Annotated in this window: 22 protein-coding genes; 10 read left to right on the forward strand and 12 right to left on the reverse strand. The window is 39.6% G+C overall.

Annotation, left to right across the window (positions count from 1 at the left end):
- Window position 1 precedes the first annotated feature (1 nt).
- The 10 genes from AAC000_RS16100 to AAC000_RS16145 all read right to left on the reverse strand — a co-directional run bounded on the left by AAC000_RS16100 (window position 2) and on the right by AAC000_RS16145 (window position 7,812).
- Window positions 2-433 (reverse strand): acyl-CoA thioesterase, encoded by a 432-nt coding sequence (locus AAC000_RS16100; protein ID WP_339724030.1) that lies wholly within the window; start codon window positions 431-433, stop codon window positions 2-4.
- Window positions 423-1,973 carry an aromatic amino acid ammonia-lyase gene (locus tag AAC000_RS16105; protein WP_339724031.1) on the reverse strand — a complete coding sequence of 517 codons (1,551 nt, stop codon included), beginning with the start codon at window positions 1,971-1,973 and terminating at the stop codon, window positions 423-425. The genes AAC000_RS16100 and AAC000_RS16105 overlap by 11 nt, the downstream gene beginning before the upstream one ends.
- 100 nt (window positions 1,974-2,073) lie before the next feature.
- Complete coding sequence (locus AAC000_RS16110; RefSeq protein ID WP_339724033.1) at window positions 2,074-3,054, reverse strand: family 2 glycosyl transferase; 981 nt, start codon at window positions 3,052-3,054, stop codon at window positions 2,074-2,076.
- Window positions 3,051-3,797, reverse strand: coding sequence for a glycosyltransferase family 2 protein (locus AAC000_RS16115; protein ID WP_339724035.1), 747 nt, complete (start codon window positions 3,795-3,797; stop codon window positions 3,051-3,053). The genes AAC000_RS16110 and AAC000_RS16115 overlap by 4 nt, the downstream gene beginning before the upstream one ends.
- Complete coding sequence (locus AAC000_RS16120) at window positions 3,794-4,144, reverse strand: acyl-CoA synthetase (protein ID WP_339724036.1); 351 nt, start codon at window positions 4,142-4,144, stop codon at window positions 3,794-3,796. Before AAC000_RS16120 ends, AAC000_RS16115 begins: the two co-directional genes overlap by 4 nt.
- Window positions 4,137-5,477, reverse strand: a complete 1,341-nt coding sequence (locus tag AAC000_RS16125; protein ID WP_339724037.1) for an AMP-binding protein — start codon at window positions 5,475-5,477, stop codon at window positions 4,137-4,139. Before AAC000_RS16125 ends, AAC000_RS16120 begins: the two co-directional genes overlap by 8 nt.
- 90 nt (window positions 5,478-5,567) lie before the next feature.
- Window positions 5,568-5,813: an acyl carrier protein gene (locus AAC000_RS16130; RefSeq protein WP_339724039.1), complete on the reverse strand. Its 246-nt coding sequence runs from the start codon at window positions 5,811-5,813 to the stop codon at window positions 5,568-5,570.
- A gap of 17 nt (window positions 5,814-5,830) precedes the next feature.
- Window positions 5,831-6,085 (reverse strand): phosphopantetheine-binding protein, encoded by a 255-nt coding sequence (locus AAC000_RS16135; protein ID WP_339724041.1) that lies wholly within the window; start codon window positions 6,083-6,085, stop codon window positions 5,831-5,833.
- Window positions 6,086-6,332: 247 nt separating this feature from the next.
- Entirely contained in the window at window positions 6,333-7,064 is a 732-nt protein-coding gene (locus AAC000_RS16140; RefSeq protein WP_339724042.1) for a beta-ketoacyl synthase chain length factor, read from the reverse strand.
- An 85-nt stretch (window positions 7,065-7,149) separates the two neighbouring features.
- Entirely contained in the window at window positions 7,150-7,812 is a 663-nt protein-coding gene (locus AAC000_RS16145) for a 4'-phosphopantetheinyl transferase superfamily protein (protein ID WP_339724043.1), read from the reverse strand.
- 105 nt (window positions 7,813-7,917) lie between these two features.
- Between AAC000_RS16145 and AAC000_RS16150 the strand changes: the two genes are divergently transcribed.
- The 8 genes from AAC000_RS16150 (at window position 7,918) to AAC000_RS16185 (ending at window position 15,767) form a co-directional block, all read left to right on the forward strand.
- Window positions 7,918-9,936, forward strand: a complete 2,019-nt coding sequence (locus AAC000_RS16150; RefSeq protein ID WP_339724044.1) for an NADPH-dependent 2,4-dienoyl-CoA reductase — start codon at window positions 7,918-7,920, stop codon at window positions 9,934-9,936.
- Window positions 9,937-10,013: 77 nt separating this feature from the next.
- Window positions 10,014-10,790: a lysophospholipid acyltransferase family protein gene (locus AAC000_RS16155; protein WP_339724045.1), complete on the forward strand. Its 777-nt coding sequence runs from the start codon at window positions 10,014-10,016 to the stop codon at window positions 10,788-10,790.
- Window positions 10,791-10,876: 86 nt separating this feature from the next.
- Complete coding sequence (locus AAC000_RS16160; RefSeq protein WP_339724047.1) at window positions 10,877-11,119, forward strand: acyl carrier protein; 243 nt, start codon at window positions 10,877-10,879, stop codon at window positions 11,117-11,119.
- A gap of 3 nt (window positions 11,120-11,122) precedes the next feature.
- A complete protein-coding gene (locus AAC000_RS16165) occupies window positions 11,123-11,677 on the forward strand; it encodes a hypothetical protein (protein ID WP_339724049.1) in 555 nt (184 codons plus the stop codon).
- A 27-nt stretch (window positions 11,678-11,704) separates the two neighbouring features.
- Window positions 11,705-12,250 carry an outer membrane lipoprotein carrier protein LolA gene (locus AAC000_RS16170; protein WP_339724050.1) on the forward strand — a complete coding sequence of 182 codons (546 nt, stop codon included), beginning with the start codon at window positions 11,705-11,707 and terminating at the stop codon, window positions 12,248-12,250.
- Window positions 12,251-12,263: 13 nt separating this feature from the next.
- Window positions 12,264-14,537 (forward strand): hypothetical protein, encoded by a 2,274-nt coding sequence (locus tag AAC000_RS16175; RefSeq protein WP_339724051.1) that lies wholly within the window; start codon window positions 12,264-12,266, stop codon window positions 14,535-14,537.
- Window positions 14,534-15,097 carry a DUF3261 domain-containing protein gene (locus AAC000_RS16180; protein ID WP_339724053.1) on the forward strand — a complete coding sequence of 188 codons (564 nt, stop codon included), beginning with the start codon at window positions 14,534-14,536 and terminating at the stop codon, window positions 15,095-15,097. Before AAC000_RS16175 ends, AAC000_RS16180 begins: the two co-directional genes overlap by 4 nt.
- A 235-nt stretch (window positions 15,098-15,332) precedes the next feature.
- Window positions 15,333-15,767 carry an excinuclease ABC subunit A gene (locus tag AAC000_RS16185; RefSeq protein ID WP_339724054.1) on the forward strand — a complete coding sequence of 145 codons (435 nt, stop codon included), beginning with the start codon at window positions 15,333-15,335 and terminating at the stop codon, window positions 15,765-15,767.
- A 126-nt stretch (window positions 15,768-15,893) separates the two neighbouring features.
- Here AAC000_RS16185 and AAC000_RS16190 read toward each other — a convergent pair whose 3' ends face one another.
- A complete protein-coding gene (locus AAC000_RS16190; protein ID WP_339724056.1) occupies window positions 15,894-17,345 on the reverse strand; it encodes a TrkH family potassium uptake protein in 1,452 nt (483 codons plus the stop codon).
- A 741-nt stretch (window positions 17,346-18,086) separates the two neighbouring features.
- Between AAC000_RS16190 and polA the strand changes: the two genes are divergently transcribed.
- A complete protein-coding gene (gene polA / locus AAC000_RS16195; RefSeq protein WP_339724058.1) occupies window positions 18,087-20,837 on the forward strand; it encodes a DNA polymerase I in 2,751 nt (916 codons plus the stop codon).
- Window positions 20,838-21,281: 444 nt separating this feature from the next.
- Here the strand turns inward: polA and yihA are convergent, their stop codons facing one another.
- Entirely contained in the window at window positions 21,282-21,890 is a 609-nt protein-coding gene (yihA, locus tag AAC000_RS16200) for a ribosome biogenesis GTP-binding protein YihA/YsxC (protein ID WP_339724059.1), read from the reverse strand.
- Between the two features lie 206 nt (window positions 21,891-22,096).
- Between yihA and AAC000_RS16205 the strand changes: the two genes are divergently transcribed.
- Window positions 22,097-22,720: a c-type cytochrome gene (locus AAC000_RS16205; protein ID WP_339724060.1), complete on the forward strand. Its 624-nt coding sequence runs from the start codon at window positions 22,097-22,099 to the stop codon at window positions 22,718-22,720.
- Window positions 22,721-23,153 lie beyond the last annotated feature (433 nt).

Raw genomic sequence — 23,153 nt, forward strand, 5'->3', positions numbered from 1 at the left:
TTTATTCCTTTTCTAGAAACGGGGCCAATTTTTCAAGCAAACATTGGGGAGTGTTAAAGGACATCTCCCCTGTACTCATTTCCACTGCCACTTGTATTGTATGGGCTTTGGTCAATACTTTTTGAGACGCTTTGTCGCGCACTATGTATTCTATTTTTATGCGTGTTTGATATTCAACTAAACGGGCTTCAATTGTAATCCACTCACTCAACCTAGCTGACGCAACATATTTAATGCGCATATCAACGATGGGCCACATGTATCCAGAGGCTTCCATTTGCAAATAATTGTAATCAAATAGTTTAAGCAATTCGCAACGGGCAACTTCAAGATATTTGACATAATTACCGTGCCATACAACACGCATAGAATCCACATCAAAAAACTGCACTTCTAACTCTGTGGTCGCACTGAGCAAGGCTTTAGTTTTCATATAAATTCCATCTCTTTTGTTGGATAAAACCTATAGTTTCTCGCAACAATTTGTCTGTTGGCCTATCTTCATCGATCAAGGTAAAGAAACTGCTAATATCGTCCAACATCATGCTGACATCTTTCGTTAGGGAATCTTTATCTAATTCACCCATTTCAATTCGCAACCATATGCCTTGTACTGAGGCTAATAAGGTAGCCGCTACGACCTGCTCAGTCAGTTGTAAAACCCTTAAACAATCTCTAGCGGCTATGGTACCCATGCTCACTTTATCTTGATTGTGGCATTCAGTTGAGCGGGAAAAAACACTGGCAGGCATAGTCAATTTTAATGCCTCTGCTGTCCATGCTGAACAACCAATTTGAATGGCCTTAAAACCATGATTGATATAGCGACGTTCACCCTTTGCCCCAGACAGATTAGAGGGTAATCCATGATTCATTTTCACGTCCACCATAGTGGCTATCTGGCGGTCCGCCAAATCCGCCAAATTGGCCACACAATTTTTCATTGAGTCCATTGCCATAGCGATATGCCCACCGTAAAAATGTCCGCCGTGTAACACGTGCTCACCTATGCCATCTACGATAGGATTATCATTAGCACTGTTTAATTCGTTTTCAATAAAGGTCCTAAACCAAGGCAAACTATCTTGTAGCACACCGATAATATGCGGGGCACAGCGTATCGAATAACGGTCTTGCAATCGTTGAGAATTACGCGGATGAGAATGATGATTTAGGTCATTTTGGATCCAAGCAGCAATTTGATTTTGCCCTGGATGAGGTTTCACACTAAACAGAATGTCATCGAAGTGGTTACTGTTGCCCTTTAAAGCCAGGCTAGACAATGCGGTTATTCTGGCCATTAGCTTGCTTAAATATTCTGCACGTTCAAAAGCCAAGCAAGCAAGAGCCGTCATAACAGCCGTGCCATTCATTATCGCTAGGCCTTCTTTAGGGCGTAATTTAATTGGCTTCAAACTCGCGAGTTTAAACGCCTCAGCACTTGGCATAATAGTGTCGTTGTAATACACATCTCGTTCACCGATTAATGCACCCGCAACATATGACAATGGGGTTAAATCACCACTTGCTCCCACTGATCCTTCTTCGGGTATGACTGGGATTATTTGATTATTCAGCATATCCACTAGTAAGTTTAATAAATCCCAACTCACTCCAGAATACCCCTGTGACAATGACACTAAACGCACCGCCAAAATGGCACGCCCTTTTTCCATAGTGAAATAATCACCTAAACCACAACCATGAAAACGGGTCAAATGCATGGGTAACTCATCAACTAGGGAAAGCGGTACTTCAACTGTACATGAGTCGCCATAACCTGTAGTAACACCGTAAATATGCCCTTCTTCTTTGAGCAATTGGTCAAGAAAACGAACCCCTTCATCGACTTTTTTCGTAAACAAGGTGTCATTAGATAACTCCACTGGAGTACCTTGATGGGCAATGCGAACTATATCTTCAATGCTTATTCTTTGAGCTCCAAAGCTCACCTTATTCCACCCTGAACCCATCTAGCTTACTCCAATTTCTCTCTAGTTTTAGGGGACGCTTTATCCCACTTATTTTTACATTAACGCTAAAATCGACTCAAATTTTAAGTTCGATTAACCTTTACTGATTGTTATCTTTTGCCGAGCTATTGTCTTGCAACGTTTCATTGCCTCGCCAAAAGTCAAAAAAGTTGCCCCACTGATGTGGCGCTAGTAGACAGTAATAACTCAACCTATCTGCGTATTTACGCATTAATTGCTGAAAATACGCTTGTCTCTCTTTACGTCTTACTTTCACTGGTTCCGCAAAATCTTCAATATGTACTTGGTATCGATTTGAGTCTGAATTTTTCAGACAAGTCATAAAGTATACCGGACAGTCCATAATAGTAGCTAAGGCAAAGGGGCCAATCGCAATTGGCGCTGGCTCTGTTAAGAAGGGAACAAAATGGACACTATTGGGATTGGTGACCGAAGTGCGATCAGCAAAAATAACTACCGCTTCACCGTCTTCTATTTTTTGCTTAAGCTTGATTGTATCGTCTGGACCAAAATTGTCGATATGTATGAAGTTAATGGCGGCTTCAGGATTGATGCGCTTTAAGAAATTATTAAAAGACGGGGCATGTTCGTTATAGGTAATAACATTGAGTTTTTTCTTATTTTCGCCCGCCCCAAAAATAGCTCGGCATATTTCCATATTACCAAGGTGAGTACTGAGAATGACACAACCACCGCCCTCGGTAAGCTTGGCGTAGCTCTGTGGATTAACTATATCGAGATCTGCCAAATGAATTTTACCCAACCAAGCGTCGAATTTATCGACAATTGCCCAACCAAAAGTCAAAAAGACCTTAAACCCCTGATACTGTAATTTTAGGCTATTAGAAGGTGGCTCTTGACGGGCTTTTTCAATATTTCGCCAATATTTAAGTACGCCTTGACGGGCTTGCCCTCCCGTCAGATAGAAATACAACATCACAGGAAAAAAGCAGACGCGGAAAAAGCCTTTTCCAAATACCTTATAGATAGCGACAAGAAAACGTATTCCTAACAAACTGCCACGTTCTTTAATGCTTGACCAATGTGCTTGTTGGCTCACTTAGAACTCCTGAGTTTTGCGTTAAGCAAATCAGGAAGACGCACTAACATGCCGAAGAACAACCTAGTATGCATTTTTGAAATAAGCCAATTATCTTTGCAAACATTAAAATGTGACACGCCATCAGGGGGATAGAGAACCTTAGTAGAGATAAAGCGAATCGGGACTTTTTGCCAATACAAACGCACCATGATTTCAATATCAAAATCCATTCTATTTCCCAATGACTGATTACCCATGAGTTTCATGCAGTCTGCTAGCGGGTACACTCGAAAACCACACATTGAATCTTTAATTGAAAAGGACAAGGTTTCGATATACACCCAAAAATGCGTGATAAAGCGGCCGTAATATCGCCCTTTAGAAATACTCTCATCATAAACAGGCTGGCCACTTATCATGGCATCGGGGTGGGACTTTGATTCATTCATTAGAATATCAATATCAGCCAAATCATGCTGACCATCGGCATCAATCTGCACTGCATGGCTCATGCCCATATCATAAGCTAAACTCAACCCGGTTTTTACTGCAGCACCTTTACCGCCATTAACCGGACGCCTAAATAGCGTCAAATTTTTATATTGTGCCGCAAGTTGTTCAAGCAGGGTTTGGGTTTCATAGTCACTGCCATCATCGACTAAAACAATAGGAACAGCATATTTTTGCAATGCTTCGACAGTAGCAGCTACCGCCTGAGTGTGGTTGTAATTGGGAATAACAAAACAATAATGCTGACTCACACAAACATCACCTTACCTGAAGCATGTTTGCCATGATCTGAGTGATAGCTAAAGGTATATTTATTAGCATTAATTTGACTCAACTGAAGCTTGATGATTTGTTCAGGGCCAACAATAATTTGAAATTTAAGTCCACTAAATGACTGAAAATTATTGGGATCCGCATCAAAATATTGGCTCGCATATTCTACTACCCAATGAGTCAATACCACACCAGGTAACACAGGCGCACTGGGAAAATGGCCTTGAAAATAATATAAATTGGTGGGAATTTTCAGTTCTAAAAAAACTGAATTACCTTCTTTTACAACTGACAACAACTCGCCATGATGTACATAATCACTCAAAATAGGACTCCATGGCCTGTCGGTTTAACTTCCCTTGGGCATTATAAGGGATTTGCAAAGGATATCTAAACTTTTTTGGCAATGTCACCGCTTCAAACCACTGGGCTAAATACGCCCTGAATAAACGATTAAACAAATATAAAGGCATAGTGTCTTTGGCTTCTTTCCCCAGATCATTTAGCTCAATCACAGCTGCCAATTGTTTGCGCTGGGTGCCAATGACTATCACACCAACATCTTGTACATACTCATGTTGTTTACAGCGTAATTGCACCTCACGCAGCGAAATACGTTTCTCTTCAATTTTGACTATATCATCGGCCCGCCCCAACAACCGAAACTGCTGCCCGTTAATTAACTCTATTCTGTCATCTCCGTAGAATGGATTCTGTTTAAGATAAGGCGATGACAACAACAGCAGTTCAGTATTGGGTTGCTGAGCAACACTTACTCCAGCAAAAGTTTGCCAAACTTCATCGCGAATAGAGTCACGATGACGCCAGCCAATGCCTCCCGTTTCGGTGCTACCGTATACTTCAAATAAATCGCATTCCAATTGTTGTTGTAAACTAATATTTTTATCTGCATCTAGTGGCCCCCCTGAAGAAAAAATACAACGAACGTGCTGCTTAAGAGGTAGTAATGGGTTGTCCAAACATAGTCGATGCAGGTGAGCAGGGCTGGCGATTAAAGTGACTGAGTCTAAATGACCAGCCGTTATTTTATTGGCAATATGTTCAGGGTATTCAAATGCTTGGCATACAAACGCGTGGCCCTCGGAAATTGGCCAGAGGATCTTAAACAACAAACCATAAATATGTTGGTGAGAAACAGTCGACAACAAAACACTGTCTTTAACAGTCGCACCGAAATTTGTTTCGAGGCAACAGATTTCTGTTTGCAACTGCCAAAATTGTTTCTCAACAACTTTGGCTTGCCCAGTTGAGCCTGAAGTAAAAAAAGTCACATTTACATCACTATTGATATGCAGAAGAGCCATGGGCAGTTTTGGCCAAATATTTGTGGTGACAATATCAGGGTCAATTACGGCAGATCCTATGCTTGCCTGCACACGCTTTTTTATTTCTCGAATGTGTTCTGGCTGCGCATTTTGAGGTAAAACGATTGATTTTCCAGCAGACAATAATGCATAAAACATGGCGGAAAACATGAAGCTGTCAGACTCAAACAATAACCAAGTTTCAGACGATGATTTTATTAATAGGTTTCGGTAACCCGCTACAATGTTGAACCATTGTTCACAATCCTGTTCTGGATCGACAAATTGAATGGTATTGGGATCAATAGAATAGCTTTTTAAGTCCATTTGCATTTACTGTCTTTAGGCTTGTAATGTGACTTTAATCACTTCGCACAGAATTTAAATACTGATGTACTTGAATCATTGTGCAGGTTGCGGGGATTAATTGTTTATAACCTTATCTAACACAACTAACAGATCTTCAATGGTTCTCACTTGTTTAAAATTATCAGGTTCAATCGAACGCCCCGTTTCGGCTCTTAGGCGAACAACGAGATCAACCACATCAATACTATCAATATCAAGTTCTTCATAGATGTTAGTTGCTGGTGTGATTTGGGCTTCGTCAATTTCAAATTCATTGACCAAAATAGTCGTCACCATTGATAAAATTTGTTCTTTATTCATCTTTTTAGAAACCTTCTTTACTTACTAATTTGAATATAATCACTCAAGGTTTTAACTGAATAAAAATACTTTTTACTGTCTTCGGTATTACCATCAATCTTAATATTATAAGCATTTTTAATTGCCACGCCCAATTCTAAAGCATCAATAGAATCAAGGCCTAATCCATCTACAAACAAAGGGGCATCATCGTCAATGTCATCTGCAGTAATGTCTTCCAAATCTAAGGCTTCAATAATTAACAGCTTAATTTCATGATTCAGATCGCTCATCTATATTCCTTTTTTAATATTATTTTGGGAGCATTGCATCGTTGTTATACTCGACAATCGCTGGCTTCAATCCTTTGCAATGATTAACCAGGAATTCAAAACAGTGTGGAATGAAAGGCATGCGGGACGATTCAGTAGTAACCGAGTGCTGCTGACTCTTTTATTTAACAATAATATCATTCTGTCGTTTATACGCAACATCTAGCCATTGATGCCATAGAAATAAATAATAGGGTGAGTCACAATGTTAATTACCCCGTTGCAGCAGCCAAGTTTGCTGATGAATTTTTGCCAACAACTGACTTTTATTACTTAATATAAACCCCATAAAATCTAGCCCTTGGCAGTCACTTTCGACTTTATTTTCCAAAGCACTATAGGAAAAACTATAGGTATTTGTATCATCTTCTGAGGCTTCAATCAGTAACCCAATAGCTAAAGAGGTGTCATCAACCACATAAGGTCGGTAACACTCAGGTACATTGAGGTCACAATACACGTATAAAATTCTTGATAAATTATTCACCTGCAGTTTTGCCACAGCGTCCAATAAACCTTGCATAAAACTGCTCTGCCCGCCTGATATGGCAGATAAAGGCGCTCGATTTCCGGTAAAGATGCTGAATAATCCGGCTGCGGCATTGTGTACTGACAAGCCAAATTGGGTAGGTGACAAATCTTTTTTGAGTGCAATATTTTCAATTAAGTTAGTAGTGCGATGCAAGTCACCATGACGGGAAGAAAAAACACAGGGAATATTCGACTGATATTCGCCACTTGCCTCTAAAGCACAATGCAAAGCGATCTTTGCAAATGGACTTAAACGCCGTCTTTGCATAGCCGGAATGGCTGTTAACTGAGGTAAAGTTAACTCATCACTTAATGGTTTATCCCCCTGTTGCCACAATTGCCAATCCTGCTCAGACTCAAGTCCCGGAGCCCATGCAACACATTTGCTAATATTGAATCTCAAGGACATTGACCTTCCCTATTTAAAAAGCGCAGTCTACTAAAGCCAGTCATAGGGTTCAACATAGAGTTGACCTTGTCACTGTTGCGCTTTATTAGTGGTGCAGTTGAAATTCTTGGACCTGTATCTTCGCTGCAGAATCAGTCATGACTGCATAACTATATTTCCCTTCACCCAATTCCCCTGTGAGATAATGATAACCCGCGACTTGCCCGACCTTATGATGCAAACATTTTCCTAAATTCTCTTGGAATACGTGGTCAATACTGCTTTGCGTGACTTTTAAAAAGGCTTCTTTTGCGGTCCATAGTCGATAAAATGACAATTGTTGTTCGGGGTGATTATTCACTAGGTTTTGTTCACTTGGAGTGCCGAAAATTTTCACTAATTCAGTAAAGTTTCTGGATTTATGCTGCTCGATATCCAGTCCGATAGAACAAGGAAATGCGGCGATGGCAACCGCGATAAAATGACCACTATGACTTATTGATACGGAGTAACTGTTACTTTGATCGAGAATATTCCAACGAGAATAGTCACTAAGTTGGTAGTCATCTGATGTGGCCTGAGCAAACAATTGCTTGAGACACTGCTTCATTAGCCATCTAGACATAACAAATTGGTTTTGCCTCGAGGTATTTTTAAAACCTCTATAACGCCTTAGGTCCGTTTGATTCAAAACCCTATGCAACTCGTCCTGGCCAACATTAAACTGCCGCATATCGCAGTAATACACATAAATATTATCAATAGCCAAACTCACTATCCTCGATTGTTCTGGCATACCTTTGGAGCTGAGGCTGGCTTACCATTTGTCAAAATCATGTTAAACTTGTTTGATTCTCCGTTATCTTGAAGTTTTATGCCATACCCCCATTTACTGGCCCCACTAAATTTGGGTTTCACTACATTGAACAATCGGGTCATTATGGGCTCCATGCATACCAATCTCGAAGAACAAATCGATGGTTTTATGCGCCTAGCGGCTTTTTATGCAGAAAGAGCAGCTGGCGGAGTAGGCATGATAATAACGGGTGGCGTGTCCCCCAATGAATCAGGTATTTTAGCCCCCAAGCGCGTGATCCTCAGCCGTCAGCAACATGTGGCAGATCATCAATTAATTACTCAAGCAGTTCATCAATATTCCACTAAAATATGTATGCAAATACTCCATGCTGGTCGCTATGGTTATCACAGCCAAATCGTCGCCCCAAGCGCTATTCAAGCACCTATAGTGCCTTTTATTCCTCATGCTCTGAGCCACGATGAAATAGAGCAACAAATAGAAGATTTCGTCAATTGTGCCGGCTTAGCGCTAGAAGCAGGATACGATGGCATTGAAATTATGGGCTCTGAGGGATATTTAATTAATCAGTTTATTTGTCGTCACAGCAATAAACGTGATGATAAATGGGGTGGAAGCTTTAGTAATAGAACACGTTTTCCTTTAGAAATAGTGCGTCGAATTAGGCAACGCTTCGGCGACAATTTCATAGTGATTTTTCGCCTCTCCATTCTGGATTTGGTAGAAAATGGAAGTGATTTACAGGACGTCATTGAACTTGCTTTAGCTTTAGAAAAAGTGGGGGTTAATATAATTAATAGTGGCATTGGGTGGCATGAAACACGGGTCCCTACTATTGCCAGTGTTGTACCCAGAGCGTCATTCAGTATTATTACTGCCAAAGTGAAAAGTCAAATCAACATACCAATAGTGGCTTGTAACCGAATCAATACTCCTGAAGTCGCTGAGGATATCTTAAAAAATAATATGGCCGATATGGTATCCATGGCCCGCCCGTTTTTAGCAGATAGTCAATTTGTAAATAAAGCCAGTGCAGATCAAGCCGAAACGATCAATACCTGTATCGCCTGCAATCAAGCGTGCTTAGATCATATTTTCGTCAATAAGGTGGCCAGTTGTCTGGTCAATCCAAGAGCTGGCTATGAAACTTTGCTTAACTTTGACCCCGTGGTTAAAGCAAAAACACTGGCGGTTGTGGGGTCCGGGCCTGCTGGGGCAATGTTTGCCATATACGCCGCACAACGAGGCCATAAGGTGACGTTATTTGAACAAAGCAACACTATTGGAGGGCAACTAAATCTCGCTGCAAAAGTGCCGGGGAAGGAAGAGTTTAAAGAGTTTTTACGCTACATAAAGCAGACCTTAGACCAATCGACAGTTGCTATACAATTAGGACACTCACCTAGCTATCTTCAATTAAGTGAATTTGATGAGGTCATCATTGCCACTGGCACCAAAGCTCGCAATTTGGATATCCCCGGAATAAACCATAACAAGGTAATGAGTTACCAAGATGTCATTGAAGAAAATGTCGAAGTGGGTGACAAAGTAGCGGTAATTGGAACGGGTGGCATTGCATTTGATCTTGTAGCCAAACTCACCAGCAACAAGACTAAAAGTTGGTCATTGGTGGAACAACAACAAGATTTTGCGGCACATTGGGGCATTGACTATAGCAACCACGTTAATGGTGGTTTGGTTGCACCAGTAAACGAATCAAAAAATTCAAAACAAATCACTATGCTGCAACGTAAAGTCCGCAAACCCGGTGCTGGACTCGGAAAAACCACTGTGTGGATTCATAGAAAAGAATTCAAAAATCGTGGCGTTAAAACATTGTCACTGGTGAAATACGTTGGCATTTCTGAGCAAGGATTAGAACTGAATATTCGTGGAGAACACAGTATTCTTGAGGCAGATTCAATAATAGTGTGTGCCGGTCAACAAAGCCTTCAAGACTATGATTTGTCAAATTTTTCACAACCCGTGCACGTCATTGGTGGCGCCAATAATGTAGTGGGTCTAGATGCAAAATCAGCAATTGAATCGTCCGCTTGGTTGGCGGCAAAGATATAATTCCTTATGGCAGATACCTATATATTTTTGACCAAGCTTTTATTGGGATTTACAACACAAGTAATGGAGTGCTGGCAATGGCGCAAATAAGTAAAGTATGGCGTTTTTTTGCCACCGCATTTTGTTTTGCCGTTTTTGGCATATGTGGCATTTTAATGGCCCTACTTTGGTTACCTTTGTATCGCATTAAATATCGAGACGATGAAACCCGCAAAAAGGCTTGCCGTTATGCCGTTCACCTAACCTTCAAATATTTTATCTGGCTCATGTATTGTGTCGGCGTAACCAAAGTTACCACTAATAACATAGAAGAACTTAGCAAACTTAAGGGAAAAATAGTCATTGCAAATCACCCTTCCCTAATTGATGTAGTGGTATTAATTTCGTTGATCCCTAATGCCAATTGTGTGGTGAAACAATCTCTCTGGAAAAATATATTTACTCGGGGGATTCTGAGAAACACGGGTTACCTCAATAATGCCGAACCTCAGGATTTAATTACTGATTGCGGTGACTCATTACGCCAGGGCAGCAATTTAATTATTTTTCCTGAAGGAACGCGTACAAAGCCAGGCAGCCCATTATCTTTTCAAAGAGGCGCCGCTAATTTAGCGTTGCGCACCGGCGCTAATTTTCAGCGAGTATTAATTCAAGTATCACCACCCGCTTTAACTAAAGGTTGGCCTTGGTATAGAATCCCGCCTAAACAAATCCATTTGCATTTAAGCGTATTAGAAGAATTCGATGTCAGTCCCTACTTGCAAGAGAATATTAGTTTATCGGTGCGTAAATTGACCCGAGATATACAAAAAGAATTCACCAATGATTTAGCTCGTTTTGATTCTGCACATTAAATGTTAAACTTTGTCGATGTGCCACTGGACTGACCAGAATTAGCCTGGTTTGTTCTGGGCTAAGATATTGTTTTGGAAAAATACATATGAAGAATCAACTTTATCAACAATTAAAAGAGCTCTTGGTGAATTATTTTGAGTTACCAGAAAGTATGATCACCCAAGAAACAGATTTGTATGAAGAGCTTGAACTAGACAGTATCGATGCTATTGATCTATTGGTTAAATTGCGCGAACTCACTGACTTAGACATCGAACCCGAAGCCTTTAAAAAAATACGTACTGTTGGCGATGTGGTAAATGAATTACAACACATGCAAGGCGCTTAAAACGTGTCATGGCTGGTGGGTATTTTGGCAATTTTGTATCCCGTTATCGCTTATGTGGGTTTATCATTCGGTTCTCCGAGTTTAGTGGCGTTAGGCTTAATTATAATTTTATTATTACGATATAACTTCGGTCATTCTTTGGTGTTCGATAAACGCTATATCAGGCTTTTTATAGCAACGGTAATTGTAGTCTTGGGGTATTCTCTTATTACCGATTCTAGTCACGGCATTCGTTTTTATCCTGTTGTGATGAGTATGTTATTTTTAGGGATCTTTGCTCTTTCTTTGTGGTCTAAACAATCCATAGTTGAGCGTATCGCTCGAATTCGTGAGCCTGATTTACCAACAAGTGCGATATCCTATACCCGTAAGGTCACAATCTGCTGGTGCGTTTTCTTTTTAATAAATGGAGCTATCGCTTTTTACACTGCCGTATATAGCGATATTGCCACTTGGACACTTTATAATGGCTTAATATCTTACTGTATCATGGCTATTTTGGCTGGAGTTGAGTGGCTAGTTCGCAAGAAATACAAATATAAACTCCCCGCCAATTAATTGCCCATACCAAGGAACACACATAAAATGCGCAGCATCAATTTCATTCCACTGGTATTACTAGTAACAGTGCATTTCGCAAATGCTCAGGCAACGGCTTTTTCTCTACACACATCTTCTGACCAAGAAGGTCAATTTGTTCAAGAAAAACACTTGACTGTTCTGACTCAACCCTTTGTAACAAAAGGCAATTATCACTACCAAAAAAACATCGGGTTAATCTGGCATACCCAGCAACCCGTTGAAAGTAAAATTAAAATCACAACCGAAGGCGTTAGCGAACGCCAAGCAGATGGACACTTCAAATCACTCACGTCTAGCTCACAATTTAGTGAATTGTTACTTGCGTTATTCAGCGGCGAACAACAAAGCTTGCAACAACAATTTTACATTGAGCAGCAAGATAATAGGCTCACACTCACCCCTAAGTCTGCACAAATAGCTGGCGTTATTTTGAAAATTTCCTTGTTAATAAAAGACAATGGCATACAACAGATTGTCTTATACGAGCCTGAAGGTAACTACACCAATATTTTCTTAAATCAATTGAAATCCCCAAGTGGTCAGGACTAAAAGAGTTGTGAAGATGTCTCAATCACGTCTGTTATATAGCTGGGTATTTATCACACTGACTTGCTGTGTAGTATTGCTGTATAGCTCCATTAATCAATCAATCAAATTTGATGCAAATATTCTCAATATCTTAGATGTGGGCGACAACAGCGGCCTACTCACAAAAGCCGCTCGAGAACCCTTTGAAAATAAAGCACTATTACTACTTCAACTTGATGCCAGCCCCCAAAGTAAAACTTACCTTCGCGAGCTAAACGCCAAGTTAGCTGCACAAGCAGGTATTCATTCAGTCAGTTTTAACCCTAGTGATAATCTAGAGATTAAACAGCTAATCTCAACTTACAGTGATTATCCATTGGCTTTTCTGAGCGATGCTGCACAAGTAGCCAGAGATAATGATGACTATGGGTTTATCATTAAACGTTACATGCAACTTTTAAGTCAGCCAAGTAACCCCTTAGTGACGTTGAGTGTCGCCCAAGCACCTTTACTTAATGTTGCTGATTGGTTTTCAGATCGACTCAATCAACCCCTTTGGGAGCAGGACGACGAGTTTTTATTTATTCAAGAACAAGGTCTGCGTTATTACCCACTATTTATTGAATTTGTGCCTCAGGCCATACAAATTGACCAAGTTGTCACTACAGTTGAACAACTAGATCAAGTCCTGACCCAAAGCCATCTTTCTAAGCCTGTCGTTGTCATTAAAAGTGGATTGGCTTTTCATAGCGCCGCCGTTACTCAACGCATTCGTTTTGAAATGCAATTGTTTAGCGCATTGTCACTGATTGGAGTGCTGCTACTAACACTAGTGAGCTTCAGAAATTTACGGCCATTATTATGTATTTTGGTTTTAATATCGGCTTCAATGTTAGCCGGTATGACAGCTCTGGTGTTGCTATTCGAGCAAATACATCTGCTGTCTTTAGTATTCGCCATCAGTTTAATTGGAATAGCTGTAGATTATGGGTATCACATAATGTTTGCAGCTAAGTATACTGGCCTAAAAGGGATCTCTTTAATCAAACACCTCGCACCAGCACTTTTAATGGGCGCAGGCACTACCTTACTTAGTTATTTGTTATTGCTGTTACTGCCTATTTTACTGTTACAACAAGTAGCTGTTTTTGTTGGGGCAGGTTTGTTTTTCGCCGTTTTCACCGGCCTGAGTGTTATCACTTGGTGGTCAATTAAAGAAACAACAGAAACTGAAGACCTAGCTACTCCTGCACCACCACCTAAGGGATTTAAACTCCTTTTAGGCATGTTAATTTTTAGTAGTGTTTTAGCCGTTTCTCAATGGCAATTTGAAGACAATATCAATATGTTTAATAGCACCCCTCAACATTTACTTGATAATGAAATAAGGGTAAGTCAGCTGGTGGGTAACCATCAGTATCCTAGGTTTATCAGCGTTGCTGGTAAAACTCAGCAGCAAATTTTAGAACGTTTTGAGAGAACTCGAAGTGCCATTAAAGAGTTAACTTTTTCTGCCTATGAACTCAAAGGGATAGACTTATGGTTACCTTCTATCGCAACACAAAAACTAAATGATCATTGGCTGAAGACGGGGTTAACACAACAACAATTAACCCCCATCATTAATATGCTCGACCCACTTAGCATCGAAAAAATATTAACCAAACCGGACTCTTGGCTAACGGAAGAAAAACTACCTAATTTTATCCGTCAAATGTATCCTTCAAACGTTAAACAAGCTAATCAGCTGGTGGGAATTTTGAGCTATATGGGTCCCTTAGATGAAGAGTTATTGGCGCAAATTCAAGGGCGCTTAGACTTTCCCATTAATTATTATGATCAGCCAGCACAATACAGCGCCGCACTGACTAAGTTGAGACATTATATTTTATACTTTCTGGCCATGGCAGTGGTGTCTTTAGTTTTAATCATGATCATCCGTTACCCTATTAAAGTAGGCTTAAAACTCGCTAGCCTGCCAATTTTGGTGGCATTTAGTGCGCTTGCAATCACACAACTTATTGCAGGCTCAGTAACGATATTTAACTTATTAGGCTGCATTCTAATATTAGCCTTGAATGTAGATTATGTGTTTTTTCTTCGAGAACATGGGCGAGTCGATTACGTTCTAAAGTCCATTTTTCTTTCAGCAACAACATCGGCTTTGGCATTTGGTATCATGGTATTCAGTCAAACCCCCGCCATTTGGCAATTTGGCCTGACAGTTTTATTAGGAGTAACCTTAGGCTGGTTGTTATGTAATTTGCTACCCTCTGCTATGCTCCATCAAGGTAAGAAACAACAGTGAAATTTTTTATATTGATGTGCATAGTGTTGCTCAATGCGTGCTCTTCCTTGGAAAAACAAAACAAGCCAGTTTTTCTTGACCAACACAGTCAATTTTATTTACAACCAGTACCTAAAGAACTTTGGGGTCATAGCAGTTTACAAAAACTGTTGATCACCACACCACAAGACAATCATGAACTTTTACTTCAAACAGAACTGCTTCCCAATCAAATTAATATGGTGGGTTTATCCCCAGCTGGATTAGTTTTGTTTAAATTGACCTGGTCTCAAGAAGCAGGAATACAAACTAATACGAACATCATGGCAAAGGGTATTGATGCAAAAGTGATGTTGGCATATTACCAACTCGCCAATTGGCCGATAGCGGTTATTCGATTAGGGCTGCAAGATTTACTTATTAAGCTTTCACCTGAAGACCAACAGACACGAGACTTTTGGCGCGGTCATGAATTAGTTTTTAGCGTAGAACATAAGGCTAAACACAATCTTATGACTCATTATATAAACCACTACCAAATAAAAATTGAAACCATTAGTCAAAATATCATCGAATTTTAGATACCATAGCTCAACATGCAATCAACCGCCGCTAAGATTATTAGCCTATTCTTATCTCGCTGCGGTGGTATTTTTTACTGACTAAATTTAGTATAAGATTCATCCTCTGGATCGCAGTTAGGCTATCTATCACTATATTAAACGGTGAATAGAAACACCTAGGTTTATAGGGAAAATAACTGACAAGCTTACACTTGTCTTGGTATAAGAATATTTAAAATTCGGAGCATCATTAATGAAAAAAGTATTAATAGCCTGTGTTACAAGCTGCATATTTCTGGCATCACCCGCCATAGCTAGGGATGATAGACTTAAGTTTTCTATTCCAGACCTTCTGAAAACAGATAAAGCAAAATCCGCTTTATATGATGTACCTTTATATTTTGCCGATCAGGCTCACCCAAAGCCGTTGAGCAAACAGTCTGGAATTACAACAAACAAAAAAACCAGTGGCTTCGCTAAATCAGATCAAGAAGCATGTGAGTGGGCCTTTTTGTCGGCTATAAAAGCTTTACAAGAACGAGCACAAAGAGACGGTATGAATGCCGTAGTTAACATTACATCCAACTACAAACATCAAAGTTTTGCCAGCAAAACTGAATTTGAATGTGGAGCAGGAAATATAATGGCAGGCGTGGCGCTCAAAGCTGATATCGTTAAATTGCCTTAAACATAAATGTATTGATTTAAAGTGCTTTTTCTCGATGAAGCACTTTAAGTCATACGCTTTAACGCATGTTATTGCTCACCTAAATAACAAGAAAACAACGAACGGTATGACACAATGAGGTCGATGTTAACTGCGCCAAAACGTTGGCGAAAATAACACTAACAATGAAAACACTTCTAATCGACCGAACAGCATCGCAATGATTAACAGCCACTTGCCACTATCAGTCACTTCCGCATAAGTAGCAGCCACATCGCCTAAACCAGGGCCTAGATTATTCAGAGTTGCAGCAGTTGCGCTAAAGGCTGTCACATCGTCCATACCTGTAGCGATGAGGCCAACCATAATAATGACAAAAATCATGGCATAGGCTGAAAAGAATCCCCAAACCGCTTCAACAACTCGATCTGGTAACGCCCTATCACCCAATTTTACCGAATAAACCGCTTTGGGATGAATTAAACGATCTACTTCTCGTTTTCCTTGTAAATATAACAATAAGACACGAATAACCTTTAAGCCTCCCCCTGTTGACCCTGCACAGCCGCCAATGAAACTCGAAAAAATCAACATTATAGGTAAAAATACAGGCCAACTTGAGAAGCCTGTAGTGGTGAACCCAGCCGTTGTACTCATTGATACCGATTGAAACAAAGCTTGGTCGAACGCTATCCCTGTATCCTCAAACCAATTAAATTGAATTAACACGATAAAACAAATCAATACCAAACTAATTTGAATGATAAAGAATGCTTTTAATTCAGGATCATAAAAGTAACCTTTCAAAGAGCGACCACTGGCTGCGGCGTAATGGAGTGCAAAATTCAACGCTGCAATCCATAAAAATATGACACAGACTATGTTAACGCCGACACTATTGAAGTGACCTATACTGGCGTCATAGTTACTGAATCCGCCGATCGCTATGGTCGAAAATGCATGACAAATTGCATCAAACCAGTTCATACCCACAACCCAAAATGCGAGTGCACAAACTGTGGTTAGAGAAAGATAGATATACCAGAGGTGTTTGGCAGTATCAGCAATTCTAGGAGTCATCTTCGAGTCTTTTACTGGACCTGGCGTTTCTGCCCGATACAGCTGCATGCCACCCACACCTAGAATGGGTAAGATAGCCACGGCAAGTACGATGATCCCCATCCCCCCCAGCCACTGAAGTTGTTGGCGATAGTATTGAATCGCCTTTGGCAAATAATCTATGCCTTCAATAACAGTTGCGCCTGTTGTAGTGAGGCCAGAAAAAGATTCAAAAAACGCATCTGTAGTAGACATGTGTGGCTGCTCTAATAACAAAAATGGTAATGCAGCAAAACTTGCTAGAACAGTCCAAAAAAGCACCACAATTAAGAACCCTTCTTTAGCCCTTAAATCATACTTAAAACTTCTATTGGGATACCAAATGATTAAACCGGTAATTAAGCATAAGACAAATGCCAATAAAAATGGCAGACCACTACCATCTTCATATATGACAGATACAATTGCTGGGGGGATCATTGTGACGCTGAATAAAGCCACTAACAGTCCCAAAATTCGAATAATAGTACGATATTGCATGACTTAACTTAGACCCAAAATAAATCTGCCATGGAACACATCTGGCAAATTGATTAATAAGTAGTTTAGTTTTGGGTAAATCATTGGTGTTATTATTTTTCTTGTATTTATTGTTGGTTAGACATTAGCTATACGTGGCGCCGAAGTCTAATTCAAAAACGAAACATATGTAATTATGTTCTCGTACTTCAATTAATAAGATAACAGAAAGATCCTATTCGTCGGAAATATTTCGACAAAACACAGCAACAAATTTTGCTTGCTTGACCCAAAGATAAATAATAACGTTTGCAAGTACTTACAAACAAAATCAATGTTAGTTTACGACCTCTAGAATTATTCAACACGGCTGCAGAATGCGCCAATCAAGGCTTATAACATTTCATTAACAATCCAACCTAAAAGTAACTTAAAATAATTTAAAAATGTTCTTTTCTAGTGCTCAACATGGGTGTATCTTCTACGTTGATTTTGAACGCAGGTCAGCTACGTTCAAAACCTTATCCACAGAGCAAGCGTCGTAAAATTTTTCTTTGTTGAGTTAATACTACTTCTATAAACATATGTTTATTAAGAGATTTTTATTTTTTTGCAATAGATGTATTCACCAACAAAGTAATTGTCTAATACAATTATCTACATAGTTATCCACAGATTCACCAGTGAATTAATGATAAATTTCTTTCCTTATGACATTCTCTTAATTTCGCAACTTCTAAATTAAATATATGGGCTCCAATTATGGCATCTGAAGCAGCAACACTCTCTAACCCTCTCGTATTAGTGGATGGTTCATCTTATTTATTTAGAGCGTACCATGTACCTTATTTGCAAGCGCTATCCACCTCTTATGGGCAACCCACAGGTGCAATTACTGGTGTGTTAAACATGATAAAGAGCTTACAAAAAGACTATCCAAACGGAAATATTGTGGTGGTATTTGATGCTAAGGGGAAAACCTTTCGTAATGATATGTATCCTGAGTACAAAGCCAATCGCCCTCCTATGCCAGATGATCTCAGAACACAAATTGCTCCCTTGCATGAAATCATTGAAGCAATGGGACTCCCCCTATTAGTTATTGAAGGCGTTGAAGCTGATGATGTAATTGGCACTCTCGCCGATCAGGCGACTAAGCTCGGAATAGAAACAGTCATATCAACCGGTGATAAAGATATGGCACAGCTGGTTACACCTCATGTGCGATTAATCAATACTATGACCAATGTCGAAATGGACGAAGCAGGCGTTGTGGAAAAGTTTGCAGTAAGGCCAGACCAAATTATCGACTATTTAGCCTTAATGGGCGACAAGGTCGACAATATTCCTGGCGTCGACAAATGTGGCCCTAAAACCGCAGCTAAGTGGTTAGCTGAACATGGCACACTTGAAGCAGTCATGGCTAATGCTGACTCTGTTAAAGGAAAAGTAGGAGAACATTTGCGTAATGCGCTGGGTCATCTGCCTTTATCCTACGAATTAGCAACCATTAAGGTCGACGTAGAGTTGCCCGAAAACGTACAAGACATCAAACCTACTTCGGCAGATTTAGAAAGATTACTTGCTCTGAGTAGTCAATTTGAGTTGAAACGCTTAGTTACGGAAACCCAACAGAAAATTGCACAGACTTCTAGTGCTGAAAATCTCCAAATAAGTGAACAGGAAGAGCACTCCTCTGAGGTTAATAATTATCATACTATTTTAACCCAAGCTGAGTTTGACTCTTGGTTAAGCAAACTTAAATCTGCGGACTTATTTGCCTTCGATACAGAAACCACGAGTTTAAATTATATGGACGCTGAATTAGTAGGTGTATCTTTTTCAGTGGCGACTGGCGAAGCCGCCTATGTACCTGTGGGCCATGATTATTTGGATGCCCCCGAACAACTTGACCGCGCTCAAGTATTAGCCTCACTTAAACCTTTATTAGAAAATCCTAAGATACAAAAAGTCGGGCAACATCTTAAATATGATAAAAATGTACTCGCTAATTACGATATCAACTTGCAAGGCATAGCCTACGATACAATGCTTGAGTCTTACGTTTTGAATAGTGTTGCCACCCGTCATGATATGGATAGTTTGGCAGAAACTTATCTAGGTAAAACCACTATTCATTTTGAAGATATTGCAGGTAAAGGCGCCAAACAAATTACCTTTAATCAAATTCCATTGGATAAAGCCGCGCCCTATGCAGCGGAAGATGCTGATATCACCTTACAATTACATAAGGTGTTATGGCAAAAGCTAAGTGTAGAAACTGACCTAGTCAATGTCTTCAAAGAAATTGAACTACCCTTGTCTCCGGTTTTATCAAAAATGGAACAATTCGGCGTACTTATCGACAGCCAAAAACTTGCCCAGCAAAGCCAAGACTTGGCAGTGCGAATTTTAGAGCTAGAAAAAGAAGTACATGAACTTGCTGGTGAAGAATTTAATTTAGGCTCACCAAAACAATTACAAGAAATTCTCTATAAGAAGATGGATTTGCCCGTTTTAAAGAAAACTCCTAAGGGCGCGCCATCAACAGCCGAAGAGGTGCTTCAAGAATTAGCCATCAATTACCCTTTACCCAAATTGTTGATGGAATACCGCGGTTTAAGTAAGTTAAAGAATACTTACACAGATAAATTACCTAAGATGATCAATGCACGTACTGGCCGAGTACACACTTCCTATCATCAAGCCATTGCGGCGACAGGCCGATTGTCTTCTACCGATCCTAATTTACAGAATATCCCTATTAGAACTGAAGAAGGTCGCCGCGTTAGGCAAGCATTTATTGCCAGACCCGGCTATAAGATTGTGGCTGCCGACTATTCACAAATTGAATTACGAATTATGGCGCATTTGTCAGGTGATAAAGGATTGTTAAATGCCTTTGCAACAGGTCAAGATATCCACACAGCTACAGCTTCGGAAGTATTTGATACCCCAATTGAAGACGTCAGTATTGAGCAAAGAAGAAATGCAAAAGCCATTAACTTTGGTCTAATCTACGGTATGTCTGCATTTGGTCTATCCAAGCAGCTAAATATCCCACGTCACGATGCCCAAAAATATATGGACCTATATTTTGAACGTTACCCATTAGTATTAACCTATATGGAAGACACCCGACAAATAGCCAAAGAAAAAGGGTATGTTTCAACAGTATTTGGTAGGAGATTATATTTACCTGAAATTCATGCCAGTAACGGCATGCGCAGAAAAGGAGCAGAACGAGCAGCCATAAATGCACCTATGCAAGGTACTGCAGCAGACATCATCAAAAAAGCTATGTTGGTAGTTGATCAATGGATTGAAACCTTACCTTTCGACGAAGTGCGTATGATAATGCAGGTACATGACGAACTAATTTTTGAAATAAAACAACAAAACTTAGCTGAATATCAAAATAAGATCATCTCATTAATGGAACAAGCTGTGCAGCTTGATGTACCACTTATTGTTGCTGCAGGTGTCGGAGAAAACTGGGACGAAGCGCATTAAGGTCTTATATAATTTAGATAAATGGTCTAATAACAAAACAAACTTGGCTTATTGATAGGTTTTTTAATAGACTTCCGGCCGTAGGGTACAGAGGTCAGATATTTCTAACCTTTGCTTGAACCTCGGCTTTTGCCGAGGTTTTTTTTATTTAAAAATAACCTCTAGTTATTTTGAACTTTATGATTTATTTCCCCTCTTACGTACAGTTTATGTGTGTCTCTATGTGTTTTACCCCATTATTTAATGGGGTTTTTTTTTGCCTAAAATCTTCTAATCTTATTAACGACAAATAAATATGCGTAAATTCCCAATATTTTGCCCAAAATGTAGTTTATTTACGAAAGGTCGAAACTTTTTCGAATTAACACGGTCTGTATTAATAGTTTTTATGTGTGTTCTCATTATTTGGCCCTACCCAATTTGTGTAGGGCTTTTTTTTATCCTTTAGAGATCATTCCTTTCATAGCCATACCAACTATCCAATTTTTGTTCTAAGTTTTCTAATCCAATGCCATTAAGAGACGAAAACACATCCACTGTTACGTCCCCACAAAAAGCCAAGGCAGCTTCTCTGACCATCAACAACTGATTTTTACGCTTTCCTGCTTTTAACTTGTCAGCCTTGGTTAGAAGCGCCAGTACAGGCAAATCTGCAGCAACCGCCCAATGTATTAAGTCTTGATCTAAATCTTTAAAGGGATGACGAATATCCATCAATACGACTAACCCTTTTATACTTTCCCTTTTTTGTAAATATTCACCCAAAGATTTCTGCCATTTTTTCTTTATCGCAATGGGCACTTTTGCATAACCATAACCAGGTAGGTCGATTAATCTACGATTTTCATCTAGTTGAAACACATTGATTAATTGTGTCCTTCCTGGCGTTTTGCTAGTTCTAGCCAAACCTTTTTGCCGAGTTAATTTGTTTAACGCGCTAGACTTCCCTGCATTTGAACGACCTGCAAAGGCAATTTCGATTCCCTCATCAGGTCCTAAGTGTGTAATATCAGGAGCACTGATACTAAATTTTGCTTGACTATAATGACTCACAACTTCTCCTGAAAACTCTGTAAAACTATTGTTATTATACTAATTTTTGTCATTATATCAGGGAAAAGGGTAATCGCTGCGCTCTTTAAAATTAGATAAAAACGCAAGTTATCTAATGAATTCATTTTACTGACGGCGTAAATGTGTAAAATACCCAGTTATTATTTTAATAATAGCCAGCTAATCAAATGCTTAATGAGATAAAGATGAAAAATATAGGTCTGCTAGTCTGTTTGTTTATAGGTTTTAGTGCGAGTGCAGTAGCACAAGGTGATGCTGAAAACGGTAAAGCGATATCTGTTACCTGTGGCGCATGCCATGGAGCAGACGGGAATAGTGTAATAGCTATTAACCCTAAAATTGCTGGTCAGCATGCCAATTATTTAGTTAAGCAACTGCAAGAATTCAAATTGGCCAGTCAAACTGGTGGTAAAGAAGGCAGAAATAATGCTGTGATGAATGGCATGGCAGCAGCATTGTCAGAACAAGACATACTAGACCTTTCGGCTTATTTTTCGAGCCAAGAAGCGACACAAGGTGAAGCCTCAGAAGACGCGGTAATCCAAGGTAATAAACTCTATGTTGGAGGTGATTTACAGCGTGGAATTACTGCATGTATTGCTTGTCATGGGCCAAAAGGAAATGGTACTAGCTTATCTGGATTCCCTGACATAAGCGGCCAGCATTCAGATTATATCGCGGCTCAACTTAAAGCCTTCCGTTCTGGTGACCGTGCTAATTCACTCAATGGCATGATGGCAGATATTGCTAAAAGAATGACCGATAAAGATATTGAGGTAATTTCAAGCTATGTAGCTGGGCTGCATTAATCACAACTTTTCGCGGCTAATGTCTGTTTTAGTAATTAGTCGCGTTTCAAGATTTCGAAAAAAGTTCACTTTTTTGTATATCAATTGTAAATAAGTTGTAAATTTTTATTTATCCTGTATTCTCTCGTGCAAATAAAAACAAAATGGAATTACAAGCTTTTGCTTGTCAAGGAAGTAGCAAGGCAACACTAGTTGTTTTGCATTTTAAAGCCTTACGGGAAAACAGGGACGAAATATAAAGTGTCAGGAAGATCTATAACAATAAAATATCTTCGTTAAAATAAATAAAAAGAGAAGGTAGCACGGATACTAAGTTGTTTAGGATGAACAAACATTGGGAGAAGTGTCAGCTGACACTCTTATCTACGAAAAAGCGATAGTTTGACTATCGCTTTTTTTCTGTCAAAAATTCACTGTTTTAACACCGCTACTA

It is taken from the genome of uncultured Paraglaciecola sp., assembly GCF_963977085.1.
Classification (GTDB): Bacteria; Pseudomonadota; Gammaproteobacteria; order Enterobacterales; family Alteromonadaceae; genus Paraglaciecola.

Bases quoted from the DNA above. Each gene is read 5' to 3' on its own strand.
- AAC000_RS16100 (WP_339724030.1), bottom strand. From the start codon at position 433: ATGAAAACTAAAGCCTTGCTCAGTGCGACCACAGAGTTAGAAGTGCAG.
- AAC000_RS16105 (WP_339724031.1), bottom strand. From the start codon at position 1,973: ATGGGTTCAGGGTGGAATAAGGTGAGCTTTGGAGCTCAAAGAATAAGC.
- AAC000_RS16125 (WP_339724037.1), bottom strand. From the start codon at position 5,477: ATGCAAATGGACTTAAAAAGCTATTCTATTGATCCCAATACCATTCAA.
- AAC000_RS16130 (WP_339724039.1), bottom strand. From the start codon at position 5,813: ATGAATAAAGAACAAATTTTATCAATGGTGACGACTATTTTGGTCAAT.
- AAC000_RS16135 (WP_339724041.1), bottom strand. From the start codon at position 6,085: ATGAGCGATCTGAATCATGAAATTAAGCTGTTAATTATTGAAGCCTTA.
- AAC000_RS16140 (WP_339724042.1), bottom strand. From the start codon at position 7,064: ATGTCCTTGAGATTCAATATTAGCAAATGTGTTGCATGGGCTCCGGGA.
- AAC000_RS16150 (WP_339724044.1), top strand. From the start codon at position 7,918: ATGCCATACCCCCATTTACTGGCCCCACTAAATTTGGGTTTCACTACA.
- AAC000_RS16155 (WP_339724045.1), top strand. From the start codon at position 10,014: ATGGCGCAAATAAGTAAAGTATGGCGTTTTTTTGCCACCGCATTTTGT.
- AAC000_RS16160 (WP_339724047.1), top strand. From the start codon at position 10,877: ATGAAGAATCAACTTTATCAACAATTAAAAGAGCTCTTGGTGAATTAT.
- AAC000_RS16170 (WP_339724050.1), top strand. From the start codon at position 11,705: ATGCGCAGCATCAATTTCATTCCACTGGTATTACTAGTAACAGTGCAT.
- AAC000_RS16175 (WP_339724051.1), top strand. From the start codon at position 12,264: ATGTCTCAATCACGTCTGTTATATAGCTGGGTATTTATCACACTGACT.
- AAC000_RS16185 (WP_339724054.1), top strand. From the start codon at position 15,333: ATGAAAAAAGTATTAATAGCCTGTGTTACAAGCTGCATATTTCTGGCA.
- AAC000_RS16190 (WP_339724056.1), bottom strand. From the start codon at position 17,345: ATGCAATATCGTACTATTATTCGAATTTTGGGACTGTTAGTGGCTTTA.
- polA (WP_339724058.1), top strand. From the start codon at position 18,087: ATGGCATCTGAAGCAGCAACACTCTCTAACCCTCTCGTATTAGTGGAT.
- AAC000_RS16205 (WP_339724060.1), top strand. From the start codon at position 22,097: ATGAAAAATATAGGTCTGCTAGTCTGTTTGTTTATAGGTTTTAGTGCG.